10 protein-coding genes and 1 pseudogene are annotated in these 12,914 nt (G+C 49.7%); 4 read left to right on the top strand and 7 right to left on the bottom strand.

The window, feature by feature from the left end; all coding sequences use genetic code 11:
* The first annotated feature begins 12 nt into the window (after positions 1-12).
* The gene (locus tag ACSBPU_RS18995; protein ID WP_442593353.1) at positions 13-519 is read left to right on the top strand and encodes a cupredoxin domain-containing protein; all 507 of its coding nucleotides are present in this window, start codon (positions 13-15) and stop codon (positions 517-519) included.
* A gap of 77 nt (positions 520-596) precedes the next feature.
* Here the strand turns inward: ACSBPU_RS18995 and ACSBPU_RS18990 are convergent.
* The 5 genes from ACSBPU_RS18990 to ACSBPU_RS18970 form a co-directional block, all read right to left on the bottom strand.
* Positions 597-1,786, bottom strand: a protein-coding gene (locus ACSBPU_RS18990; RefSeq protein WP_442593352.1) for an IS3 family transposase whose coding sequence is annotated in 2 segments (ribosomal slippage) — positions 597-1,519 and positions 1,519-1,786 — 1,191 coding nt in all. Because the reading frame shifts where the segments join, the coding sequence is not laid out codon by codon here.
* A gap of 353 nt (positions 1,787-2,139) precedes the next feature.
* Positions 2,140-2,661, bottom strand: a complete 522-nt coding sequence (locus tag ACSBPU_RS18985) for a copper chaperone PCu(A)C (protein WP_442593351.1) — start codon at positions 2,659-2,661, stop codon at positions 2,140-2,142.
* 124 nt (positions 2,662-2,785) lie between these two features.
* Positions 2,786-3,406: a M23 family metallopeptidase gene (locus ACSBPU_RS18980; protein WP_442593350.1), complete on the bottom strand. Its 621-nt coding sequence runs from the start codon at positions 3,404-3,406 to the stop codon at positions 2,786-2,788.
* A gap of 95 nt (positions 3,407-3,501) precedes the next feature.
* Positions 3,502-4,008, bottom strand: coding sequence for a signal peptidase II (gene lspA, locus ACSBPU_RS18975; protein WP_442593349.1), 507 nt, complete (start codon positions 4,006-4,008; stop codon positions 3,502-3,504).
* A gap of 7 nt (positions 4,009-4,015) precedes the next feature.
* Positions 4,016-6,313 (bottom strand): heavy metal translocating P-type ATPase, encoded by a 2,298-nt coding sequence (locus ACSBPU_RS18970; protein ID WP_442593348.1) that lies wholly within the window; start codon positions 6,311-6,313, stop codon positions 4,016-4,018.
* Between the two features lie 254 nt (positions 6,314-6,567).
* On the opposite strand from ACSBPU_RS18970, the gene ACSBPU_RS18965 reads away from it, so the two are divergent.
* Together ACSBPU_RS18965 and ACSBPU_RS18960 are read left to right on the top strand one after the other, a co-directional pair.
* Positions 6,568-7,470, top strand: coding sequence for a LysR family transcriptional regulator (locus ACSBPU_RS18965; RefSeq protein WP_442593347.1), 903 nt, complete (start codon positions 6,568-6,570; stop codon positions 7,468-7,470).
* Between the two features lie 311 nt (positions 7,471-7,781).
* Positions 7,782-7,907 (top strand): annotated as a pseudogene (locus ACSBPU_RS18960) (DUF3363 domain-containing protein); the annotation flags it as partial.
* Between the two features lie 159 nt (positions 7,908-8,066).
* Here the strand turns inward: ACSBPU_RS18960 and ACSBPU_RS18955 are convergent.
* Positions 8,067-10,100: a heavy metal translocating P-type ATPase gene (locus ACSBPU_RS18955; protein WP_442593346.1), complete on the bottom strand. Its 2,034-nt coding sequence runs from the start codon at positions 10,098-10,100 to the stop codon at positions 8,067-8,069.
* A gap of 284 nt (positions 10,101-10,384) precedes the next feature.
* The gene (locus ACSBPU_RS18950) at positions 10,385-10,681 is read right to left on the bottom strand and encodes a DUF4148 domain-containing protein (RefSeq protein WP_442593345.1); all 297 of its coding nucleotides are present in this window, start codon (positions 10,679-10,681) and stop codon (positions 10,385-10,387) included.
* A gap of 503 nt (positions 10,682-11,184) precedes the next feature.
* On the opposite strand from ACSBPU_RS18950, the gene ACSBPU_RS18945 reads away from it, so the two are divergent.
* Entirely contained in the window at positions 11,185-12,342 is a 1,158-nt protein-coding gene (locus ACSBPU_RS18945) for a porin (RefSeq protein ID WP_442593344.1), read from the top strand.
* The last annotated feature ends 572 nt before the right edge of the window (positions 12,343-12,914 follow it).

The following is a 12,914-nucleotide window of genomic DNA, read 5'->3' as shown; positions in this document are numbered from 1 at the left end:
TGAGGCTACCGTATGGAAACACTGAGTAAACTAGTGCTTGCTGCCGTGTTGACAATGTTGCCGCTAGAGCTTCTCGCCATTGGAGATAAAGAGGTGAAAGCCGTGCGGCAATCTGGCACGGAACGCACAAACAGTCATATACATGGACGGGCAATCGGTCGGCCGGGCGACTCGAGTAAAGTGGATAAAGCAGTCGCAATGACTGTGAATGATGCTACACACTTTGAGCCCAGTAGGATTAAAGTGAAAGCGGGCGACACGGTCTTGTTCAAAGTAAAAAATACGGGCGATTTTTCTCACGAAATGGTTCTAGGCACAATTGGTGATCTTAGAGCGCACGCCGTATTAATGCAGAAAGAGCCTGCAATGGAGCACGTTCAATCAAATGTGGTCACCCTCAACCCCGGGCAGACAAGCACCATCACATGGAAGTTTATGCGATCAGGTAAAGTTGACTTTGCCTGCCTGGTTAGCTGGCATTTGAAGTTTGGGACGCTTGGAGAGATCATTGTTGAGTAACAGAGCTCGTATATGTTTTCAATTTGGAAATCATAGCCTGATATTGCCCCTGTTTTTTGTAGTCCTTAGCGCCGGGATCAGGCAGCGATTTTATATTGACTCGCATGCCAGCGTTTTTCGTATTCCATAGGGCTCACGTAGCCCAATGACGAGTGTAGTCGTCGATGGTTATAGAACGATATCCAGTCCATCACGGCAGCGATAGCTTGGTGATGGGAGCGGAATTTCCGGCCCTCCAGGCATGCCAGCTTGAGCCGCGCCCAGAAGCTTTCCGTTGGGGAATTGTCCCAACAGTCGCCTTTTCTGCTCATGGAGGCACGTATCTGCCACCCACGCAGGGTTTGCTGGAATTCATGGCTGCAATACTGGCTGCCTCTGTCGCTATGGAAGATCAACCCCGCCGCTGGTCGCCGACGCAAGCATGCCATCGTCAAGGCATCCTTGACCAGCGAAGTCTGCATGTGAGGCTTCAGACTCCAGCCCACGACCTGACGGCTGAACAGGTCGACCACCGCAGCGAGATACAGCCATCCTTCCTCGGTAGGCAGGTAGGTGATGTCACTGCACCAGACCCGATCCGGTGCCGCGGTGGAGAACTGCCGCTGCACCAAGTTCGGGGCGACGGGTAACGCATGTCGGCTGTCGGTCGTGGCAACATACCGGCGCTTGGCCTTGCCACGAATGCCGTGCGCCTGCATGAGCAATCGGACACGTTCCTTGCCCACCCGCAGGCCGCGACGACGCAACTCGTGATAGACGCGCGGCCAGCCGTATTCCTTCTTCACTTCGCGGTGAATGGCTCGGATATGTACAAGCAGCCTCTGATCGGGCAATCGGGCGGACCCAGGCACTTTCCCGCAGCGTTGCCAGCCGTAGAATCCGCTTTCGCTAACAGACAGCACTCGGCACATCGCTCTCACAGGCCAATGGCCTTTCATTTTTTGAATCCAGGCGTACTTTGCAGCGTGTCCTGCGCAAAGTACGCCGCGGCTTTTTTTGCGATGTCGCGCTCCATGCGAAGCTGCACAACTTCAGCGCGCAAGCGGGAAATTTCCATTTGTTCGGCACTCACAGAGGCGGTAGAGGCTGGCTTTTCGTTACCGCCCAACTGGCCGCGGCGCTGCTGGCGAACCCAGTTGCTCAGGCTGGTCTTCGGGATACCCAGCGACTCCGCCACCGACCCGATTGAAACGCCCGCCAATACCTGGCGAACACTTTCCTCTTTGAATTCCTGCGTGTACTTTCCGCGCTTAAACGTATCAGACATTTCTTACTCCTTGGTTCCAATTTAACTGGAACTAAGGACTACGTCATTCAAGGGCAAGCTCAGCCATATCGGTAATAATGATAATGATCTATGCAAATTTTGCGTTAAAATTCTGTATATGGATTTTAATCTAGATCATATTGCGAAATTCTGAGATGCGGTTTAGCCTCGAGCTTTCATCATAATTAGGCAAGCTTACGCAGAAATTAGACTTCCACGATAGAATGGTTGGTATCTAAATCGTCAACTGGGTTGTCCTTGAATTAGTGATCCAATCTATTTGAGATAGATCGTCTTTCGACGACCTTTCCACTTTGTAATCGATTCCTTCGGTTTTTTTGGTCTAACTTGTACTATTCCGCCACTGTGTTAGGCGGCTTAACTGAGCAAGTGGTGTCGACCGTTTCACCGGAATCGAATGTGAGTTTAGCCTTAACAGAAGTGCCGATTGTGATCAGACGATTGGGCTTCTCAAGCATGGCATGGTAGCCGCCAGGCTTGAATTTCAGATTCCCGCCTGCTGGTATAACAATTTCGTGGGCCATGCTCATTTTACTTTTCCCTCCCTCATTGGTCGTTTGATGTAAAGATATCTGATCAAACTCATTAATGGTTAGGCTAGTCAGCTTAGCTTCTTTTTCGCCGGTATTTTGAAGCATAAAATATCCCGCTGATGGGGTTGGGCGCGGTAAAGAGCGGATCCAACAATTGGAAACGATTAAGGTTTTAGAGGCTGAGGGGTTATCGTTATTGTCTATTTGGGAAGTGGAAATCGCTTCGATCCGCGTGGAAGCGTCATGGCTATCATGTTTGTTCGCGGCATAAGTGAAGGAGGCAACGCAGAGTATCGATATGCTGAAGATCAATTTTTTCATGGCGATTGTTTCCTAATAATTTGAAGCGGGTCATTTAATGATGACGCCAAACTAAGTGCAGCGCGTGTAAGCATAGACGTTGATGTTCGCATTTATATGCTTAATTTACGTCATTAGAAGCATATTAATTTTCGATGAAAAACTTATCTGCCCTTAACGGATCGATCGGTTGATCTTCGATACGAACTTCGTAATGTAAATTATTGCCCGTCACCATTCCTGTTGATCCGACATAGCCGATAATTTTTCCTTGCGGCACAGCAGTGTTTTTCTTTAGACCTTGGGCAAATCGACTTTGATGCGCATAGAGGGTGGATAAATTATCAGCATGCTTGATAATAATCACTTTTCCGAATCCTCTTTTTCGACCTATGAACGCAATCGTACCGTCTGCTGTCGTTCTGATAGGTGTACCTTTGGCGGCTGAGAAGTCAACCCCATTATGGGGTATGGGTTTGTTAAGCACAGGGTGAAGTCGTAAGCCAAAGTTAGAACTTATTTTTGCTTCATCCCCTTTTATGGGGCTCGGGAGAAACGATTTACGAAGCCTTTCTGCTCTAGAAGAAACCTTCGGCGTCGCATTTATGTCATAAGATTCAAACCTTTCATTGATAAAAGAAAAGCTTGATATTTCTGCTACCGAGGTGGGCGGCATAAGGGCAACCATGGAGAAGAAAATTACCGTTATGGCATAGGTTCGCATTTGTTGATTGATAACAGTTGAAGATTTTTCATACCGAGACATGGGCTTTAATCTTTTATCAGTCTAACCGGTGCTTCCAGCACGCTGCTGGTGAGACTGGTATGAATCAATAGGATGCAATAGCACGACCGTGTGAGTTATATGGGCTGATCTATTGATTGGTTCGAGTCGATAAACGACGATAGTACGAGCAAAATAGCTCCTCCAATTACCAATACATCGGCGAAGTTAAAGGCGGGCCAGTGCCATAGTTTCCAGTGAAAATCAAGGTAGTCCATTACTGCGCCTAGCCGTACACGGTCAATGACATTGCCTAAAGCGCCGGCGACAATACAAATATACGATGCTGTCACTAATCGACTAGCGACACCACGCCAGAGTGAGAATACCAATATAGCGCTCACGATCAACCCCATGGCAATGAAGAGATAGCGCTGCCATCCACTTGCTTGGGCCAAAAACGAAAAGGCTGAGCCGGGATTTAGCACATGAGTCCAGTTAAACCATGAGGTGACCGGAACATTCGCATAAAGCGGCAGGGAGGTCGAAACGACCTGCTTGATGGCTTGATCGAGTGCCGTTAAGCCTATTGCCACCAGGCACCACAGCCACCAACGTGATTTTGACGAAAATTCGTATGTCATACGTATCTTAATTGGCTGACTGTTCGTAGCCTGCGAGCACGTCAACAGTTTCGGGACGCGCACTCGCTTTCCTGCCGGTGCGCAATAAGCGCAGCCCATTTGCTACAACGAGCAAGCTCGCACCCATATCAGCAAAAACGGCCATCCACATGGTGGCTCCGGCGAAAATGGCCAAGTAGAAGAACACGACCTTTATGCCGATCGCAAAGCTTATGTTTTGCCAAAGAATCGCATGAGTTTTTCTCGATAGCGCCACTGTCGTAGCAATACGTGGCAACTCGTCGTTCATAATCACGACATCAGCAGCTTCCATGGCCACATCGGTTCCAGCGGCTCCCATCGCAAAGCCAATGTCTGCTTGGGCAAGTGCAGGAGCATCGTTGATGCCATCGCCAGTCATCCCGGTCAAGCCATAGTGCGTCTGCATCTCCTGAATGGCTAGAAGCTTGTCTTCAGGCAAAAGGTTACCGCGTACATCTTCTATACCGGCTTGACGGCCAATGGTTTGGGCTGTTGCATTATTGTCACCCGTCAACATAACCGGTGTCACCCCTAGCGCCCTGAGATCTAAAATAGCGGCCCGTGACGAGGGCTTAATCGTGTCGGCGACAGCGAACAGGGCCAACACTCCTGCGTTGGATGCCAGTAGCGTAACGGTTCGTCCGGCTTCTTCGTGAATTTTTAAAAGCGCTTCGAGTTCCGCGCTGCACTGCTTCCGCTCGTCAATCAGGCGATGGTTGCCCAGCACATATTCCTCGCTTTCTAAAACTCCTTTGACACCACGTCCGGGAAGCGCTTCAAAGGCGTCCACTTCGTGTGTGGGCAGGCTCAATCCCAAAGTGATGGCCTGGGATACGGGGTGATCGGAGCGACTGGCCAAGCTTGCTGCCAGCACTGCCACGTCGTCCTTCGGCAGGACCGGAGAAATGACCGCCCATTCGACCAGCACAGGCTTACCGGCGGTAATCGTACCGGTCTTATCGAGTGCGACCGCTTTGAGCTTACGAGCCTGTTCTAGATAGGTGCCGCCTTTAATCAGGATTCCTTGGCGAGCTGCTGCAGCCAGACCGCTCACAACGGTCACAGGCGTAGAGATAACCAACGCGCATGGACAAGCGATGACTAATAAGACCAGGGCCTTGTAGATGGCTTGAAGCCATGTCCAATCAAAGAACAGAGGACCGGCTAATGCCACCGTCAGTGCGACGACAAATACGATGGGTGTATAGACGGCTGCAAACTTATCAACAAAGCGTTGCGTGGGCGCACGGCTTCCCTGCGCTTGCTCTACCGCATGAATGATCCGAGCCAAGGTGGAGTCGCTCGCCACGGCGGTAACCTCGAACTCTAGTGAACCTGATTCATTGATGGTGCCGGCAAATACTGGATCGCCGACGGTTTTCTCCACGGGAATGCTTTCACCCGTCACGGGTGCCTGGTTAATGGCGCTTGCGCCAGCGGTAACTGTACCGTCCAGGGCGACACGTTCGCCCGGCTTGATACGCACGATCGCGCCAAGCGGCACTTCCTTGGCCGGCACTAGCTCCCAGTTCCCTCCCGTCCGGCGAATTTCGGCTGTTTCGGGTGCTAGCTCCAGAAGTCCTTTAATTGCATTTCGAGCACGATCTACCGCGTGCGACTCGATCAATTCGGCGATGGCGTACAAGGCCATAACCATGGCCGCCTCGGCCCACTGACCGATCAAAAAGGCGCCGGTGACAGCGACAGTCATCAAGGCATTGATATTAAGCCGCCTGTGGCGAAGGGCGGCAATACCTTTCTTATAAGTGCCCAGCCCGGCCAGCCAGATTCCGATAGCGGCTACCGCCATTCCACTAATTTTCCAGAGTTGTGTCTCAGGCGCGAAGAAAGAAAGGCTTTCCGCGCTCAGGGCAAAGATGAGCGCTAGCGCCAGACGCAAGATGCCACTTGAAAGGCCTTGCCCAGCGCCATCATAGATGCCAGAGGAATTGCTATCGGAGCGTGGTGCAGAAATTTCTTCCGGTTCAAAGCCGGCTTTTCGTATTGCCGCCACGGCTAAAGGTATGACTTCAGCCGGTGCATCAATAAGCAATGTGCGCGCACCAAGCTGAAAACTTAAACTGCGAATGTCCGCGATTGGTTCAAGTACGCGACGTATCTCTGACTCTTCAGCAGAGCAGTCCATCGTGGCAATGCGAAAGGCTTTGGCAGAACCGTGGTTCTCTAAGCGGGTAAACCGTTGTGGCTCAGCGGGCTGTTTGCCGTGTCTATGGCCGCAGCACGATGCATTGACCTTATCATGGTCTGGCGAATGTGTGTTCATAATGGATTTCCTTTGCTTCTGCCATTAGAAACCCTATAGTGGCTTTAGGGTCAAGTGTTTTGAGCTCCTCGCGCCCGAAGCACCCTGAAATTCAAGGTGGTGCCTGGGTACAAAAGGCCGACGAACTGAAGAAATGGATGATATGGTATTGCCAGTGTCTCAGTCTGTTTGTCCACTATAGTTCGGACTGTTAAAAATCTGAATCTCCTGTTCGGGCCAGGTGTTATTTGCCAAGCCATGGGAGAACGTCATCTATGAGAATCAAATATCTACAGTGTTTTCTGGTACTGGCGGAGGAACAGCATTTTCGTCGTGCTGCCGAGCGGCTGAATATCCAGCAGCCGCTTATGTCGCTAGCGATCAAGCGCTTAGAGACCGATTGGGGCGTGCAACTGTTCAAACGCACCCAGCGCAGTACACAGATAACCGAGGTCGCCAAGCGCCTTCTTCCCGATGTGCAGCGAGTGCTCAATGCCTATGCTGAAGTACAGCGCAATGCTGCTCAGGCGACCCAGGCCGTTCAGCAACGGATACGACTAGGTCTGTCAGGCATGACGGTGGGCCTGGCGCATCCTATGCTGGACGCGTTGCTAAAGCATGTGCGCGAAGAGTTGTCAGACATCGACCTCTATGCCACCGAGTATGAGCACGGCACGCTCATCCGAAGCCTGCGAGACGGTACGCTCGATGTCGGCATCGCGGTAGGTCACTTACGTCATGAAGATCTGGTCATCCAGAAGCTCTGGTATGACCCGATGTGGGCGGTGGTGCCTGTCACACATCCGCTCGCAAAGTCCAGTACTATCAGCCAAGACGACTTGAAGCAGTGCAGCCTCATTGTCTGTCATCCTGATAATGATGATGGCGGTAGTGAACAACTGCGTGCCGCCATCGCTGAAAAGATCGTTGAGCCGACGATTGCTCAGTATGCTTCCAGCGTGCAGGGCATGCTAGCGTTGGTGGCCGCAGGCTTTGGAATCAGCTTTATCGCTGAATCTCAGATCGCCCGCAACCCACGTGATGGCGTGCGGTTCCTGCCGATTGAGGCGTGCGAAGCAACGTTCCAGGTGTCGGCGGTGTACCGCTCCGGCGGTTTGCGCCCGGAAGACCGTCAGTTTTTTGAGGCGGTGCGGCAGTTCCTGGAGTCGCGGGGCTGACATCACATCCCTTCGCTGTCCCTCATGCCGTTATCAATCAAACGCTTACCCATTATTTGACCCGTCTTTGAACGGTCATCATGATGGGTGCAACCTGCGCATGACTCTGCCTGACGTATCCTGACCAGGCTGTTCTGCGCCCGACCGGAATAACGGTCGCCTCCCACCAATACTTCGCTCTGTGCGCCTTGCCTCGCGCACGGGCCGCGTCTTGCCGACGCCTGCCGAGACATTTGTCATTACCTGCGCTGGACTACGCCCGGGCGGGTTTTGGATCCAGCGCCTCTGAACGAGACTGAGCACGTGTGAAAGGCTTCAGCTTGGTGCCATGGAAACCTGTCATTGAACAGCGGTTGGGGCAGCAACTTGCTGCCACGGTGCATCGCGGGAGTGTTTCATGGCGGGTTGGGCTGCAGCGTGGCATCGGGGTTTCGTGAGACATATGTTCAACCTGCATAACGTACAAAATCAATTAATGCTAAGTGAACCTGACAACAACTTCAGCATTGCATCCACTTTGGGAAGCAATTGACGTCCAATCAGCCACACAAGATTCAGCGGTAGCCCGTCTGCGGCGCTGTTCTCTTCAGCCACGGTTAGAGTTGGAAATTGTCCTTGTATGCCAGCAATCTCAGAGCATTGAACACTACGAGGAGCGTGGACCCTTCATGGATTGCTACTGCAGGACCAATCCCTAAACCAAGAATTGTTGCAGGAACAAGGAAGGCTACAACCCCCAGGCTGACAAACACGTTCTGTCGAATGATGCCGCGAGTATGGCGGCTCAGGCCTACTGCGAATGGTAAGTTACGTAGATCGTCAGCCATCAACGCAACATCGGCAGTTTCGAGCGCAACATCCGATCCTACTGCTCCCATCGCAACTCCTACTGTAGAGTTAGCCATTGCTGGAGCATCGTTCACACCGTCTCCAACCATTGCAACTTTGCCTTGCTCACGTAACCGGCGAATTGCTTCAACTTTATCTGAGGGCATTAGATCGCCCCATGCTTCATCTAAGCCAACCTCGGTAGCAATGGCCTCGGCAACCCGTTGATTGTCACCGGAAATCATGATCATACGTTGGATGCCAAGGCTTCTAAGTTCTTTGAGTGCTTGCGATGCGCCAGGTCGAGCGGTATCTAGCAAGCCAATTGCCCCGAGGTCTCGATTGCCGAGCCTGACAAACATCGATGTACGTCCCGATGAACGTAATTTCTCAATGGCTGCTGCTGCAGGAGCACTAAGTGAAGGAACTCCATCAGAACCGAACATCTCGGCTTTCCCGATCCATGCCCTCTGGCCGCCGAGTTTGGCTGTAACTCCTCGTCCGACTTGATTTTGAAGATCTTCGGCAATAGCTATCTGCACACCAGATAGCTTGGCGCGACCGTCACGGGATATGGCCACTGCCAGGGGATGGTCGCTAAGAGATTCAACAGCAACCGCAACAGCTAGCAGTTCTTCCTCATTGTCAGCATCAATAACGATGGCATCTGTTATTTGCGGCTTACCTTCTGTCAATGTGCCTGTTTTGTCGAAGGCCATTGCATTGAGCGAACCTAATTCCTCTAGTGGAGCCCCACCTTTGATTAACACGCCACTGCGAGCTGCCCGAGCAATACCTGAGAGCACGGCACTTGGAGTGGCGATTGCAAGAGCACACGGACTGGCAGCAACTAGCACAGCCATAGAACGATAAAAGCTATCCCTGAAAGGTTCGTCGATGATGACCCAGCCGAATAACAGTATAAACGCTAATAAAAGCACAATTGGTACGAAAATACGCTCAAATTTGTCTGTGAACCGCTGAGTTGGTGAACGACGAGTCTCAGCCTCACTGACCATTTTTACTACGCGAGCAAGGGCTGAATCATTCGATTTTCGAGTGACTTCTATCTCAATGGCTCCACCGCCGTTAATTGTGCCTGCATAAACGCGAGATGAGTTATCTATGCTGTCTGGCCTAGTACGTGCCTGATTGGGATCATCAACAGGCCTTTTGTCAACAGGAATGCTCTCTCCTGTAACGGGAGCTTGATTTACGCTTGTGGAACCCTGTATTAGAAAGCCATCTGCTGGCAGACGTGCATTGGGTTTTACAATTACTACATCGCCGACCTCGAGTTCTTTTACTGAAATCACGGCTATTTCGTCGTTACGTCGTACCTCCGCAGTCGCTGGTGCAAGTTTGGCTAGAGCTTCAATGGATCGTTTGGCTCGTCCCATTGCATAATGCTCTAATGCGTGTCCTAAACTAAACAAAAACAAGAGCAGAGCACCCTCAGCCCATGATCCTAGTATGGCAGCACCAATCGCAGCTACTAACATCAATGTGTCAATTTCAAAGCGATTTTGCTTCAGTTTTTCGATGGCATCTTGCAGAGTGAAGTATCCGCCAAAAAAATAAGCGGCGATATAACAGCCTAGTGGAAGCCACATCGGTAGTTGTGAAAAAAAACGTTCAACTACAAATCCCACTACCAAGAACACACCGCAGATTAAAGAAAACAAGAGCTCGGTGTTGCTCCCCAAAAAACCTGCACTGTCATGTTTATGTTCCTCCGGAGTGTTGGAGGTTTCATCCAGGATAGCGATTTCGCTAACGAGATTTTTATCTTTATTAGTCATATTATGTATTGTGCTTCAAATGGAACAAAGCGACAGTGAATGGTTTAATTGATGAGGAAGTGGATATTTTTTTTGATTGTATGTGTGGTGGATTTATAGTTGTTTTAATGATTTTGTGGAAATTGGCGTTGGTGTGTGCAATTAATAATAAAATAGCAAAAATAAAAAAGGTTGGCTCAACTGGGAAGTCGAGCCAACCTTCTGCCAAAAGGATTGGCAGATTCTAGACATAATGAGCCAGCAAGGCCGGGTGATTCATTATTATCTACATTAAAAGGTTTGGCTTATTTCTGACGTTTCTTCAACTCCTCTTGATACTCAGGACCATTGCGCATACGAATGTACTCAGCATAGGCTGCTTTGTATTGAGGACTAAAGGTGTCTGGAGTGAGTTCGCCTCTGTGAAGCTCTCCCAGACCGGCTCGATTCCAGATCGCCAAGTCAGCTTGAACTTCGGCGCGTGTCAATTCGCGATGATTATTTGCATTAGCGTTAGAGGATGCATTTCCTGCATAAACAGCAGAGAAAGAGGAGGTGGAGATCGCCACTGCAGTAAGCAAAATTTTGGTAGACAGTTTCATTGCCATTCCTTTAGGAGAAGCCGGCAATACGCATCAGTGCCAGCAGAGTAAAGAATAGATTTGTGCGTATTGAAATTCTATCTAGGTGTCGCTGCCGAAAGCCTGATCACTAAATTACATTTCTGTAAGTTAAATGAAATGTATGGGATGTAGGTCAGAATAGATTGAAGTGGTTAATGTGTCTCACAAATGCGACAGCGGATTGGGGCTTATGTTTCGGTTCGATGACAAGAGTCTGAATAAGAGGAAACTGCATGCTTTCTAGTTATTTGTATTAAAAACAATGGCTTGTATATTTTCTTTAGTTCGATGGTAGGCAATAGTTACTTGAAAATATCTTTTTTGTAATTCCATTGTTCGTTGGTTGTTCGTGCTCCGATTCCAAACTTGCTAAAGCACAGTTGGTGGAAAATGCGCTGACGCAAATACGATTTTGCGCTCATTGCTCACTTTGAATACCGCCGGCGCGTTGCTTAACAATCTTTGCGCATAAGGAGCACATTGTGAAAAAGAAACTATTGCTGGCTGCGATCACAACCGCACTGTCCGGTACCGTGTATGCTGAAACATCAGTGACGCTGTATGGTCTGATTGATGCGGGTATTGGATATTCACGTGTCAGTGGTTCATATGTTGATCCAACCACTGGAGACACTAAAGATTTCAAGGCTACCCGCACAGGAATGGTAACCGGTAAATCCACAGGCTCACGATGGGGGCTTCGTGGGAAAGAAGACCTCGGAGGCGGTGTGTATGCTACTTTTAGAGTAGAGTCTGGTTTCAATCCTGCTACAGGTAACTCGGAGCAAAATGGTCGGCTGTTTGGACGCGAGTCAACGCTAGGAATCGGCAGTGACTCGTGGGGGGAGATTAGTTTTGGTCGCCACTTTAACGTTGCTACTCGGATGATGTTGGCAATGTTTGGTCCAAAGTTTGGAGGTGGATATCATCAGCTACAAATGGGCAATGGACTCGGACACAGTGCTGGTAGTTTTGTACGCTATGACAATCTGGCAATGTATCAGAGCCCGTCGATTAGCGGATTTAAGTTTGCTGCGGGTTACTCTTCTAACGTTGACAGCATGCGAACTGCAGAATCCGGCTTTGCAACGGCGGATAATACGAGGGCAATCACTGCGGGTTTGAGCTATCAGAATGGTCCACTGATGGCGTATTTTGCGTATGATCAGTTGAAGGCGTCTGACAAGCTTTCTGCTACCCAGAAAGATGCCACACCTCGTGCGTATTCCGTAGGCGGTTCTTACGATTTCGAAGTTCTGAAGCTGGCGCTGGCTTACGAGCGTACTACCGATGGCTGGTTCGCGGGTAAGAGTCTGGATTCAAATGCCTCTATTGGAAGTGTTCGTGGGACACCAACAAATGCATTTGTGAAGGGATTTAAGGCTAATTCGTACCTGGTTGCTGTCTCCGTTCCTTTCAACGAATCGAGTAGTATGTTCGGATCGTGGCAGCGAGTTAAGCCGAATAATAGCAATCTAACGGGTGGTGATTCAACCAGCAATACCTTTGCATTGGGATATACTTATGCGCTTTCGAAGCGTACTAACGTATACGCTGTAGGCTCATACACGAAAAATTATGCGTTCCTTAGTGATGCTAAGCTGACAACTGCCTCTATCGGTCTGCGTCACGCATTCTAACCCGTTCGCTTCGGATCAAAAGCCCCTTTGATCTGGGTGCGTGGCCACATGTTATGTGGCCACTTTTTTTGCGCATAACATCTGAGCTAGTCATGAGTGACAGTTATTTCGTCAGTTGTGCACTACCAGCGAAGCGAGTCGCAGTGGCAATTGGGCGATATGTGTTCATGTGATATCGAGGATTCTCAGAATTCGAGCCAACGAACAGGAGTTTTATAGTAAATGTCGGCGAATAGGAAGTGTGATCCAGATGTCGCGAAACCATTTTGATCAAGGCCAGGCATTGTAGCTACGCTGCACATGAGATATAAAACTATAAGCCCAATTTTAGGATATCAATCGAAAATTTCTTGTATGTTTATGGTTGCGACGTTAGCTACTATGGTGGATAGACGAGCATCGGCTACGCGCTGATAGTGAAAAATTGATTTGTACGGAATCACCCTAAAAATAAGAATGGGTACCGTAATTAATATTTTTCATATGGATTTAAATATTTTGACCATCGGGTATGGGGCAGTATGGTTCTTTTCTTCAAGCACTTCCGTTGTAGGAATAGCGCGCTATGTTGG

This window comes from Parapusillimonas sp. JC17 (assembly GCF_052180245.1).
Lineage (GTDB): Bacteria > Pseudomonadota > Gammaproteobacteria > Burkholderiales > Burkholderiaceae_B > Parapusillimonas.
The sequence above is the reverse complement of the archived record's forward strand: the minus strand, read 5'-3'. Positions and strand labels throughout refer to the sequence as shown.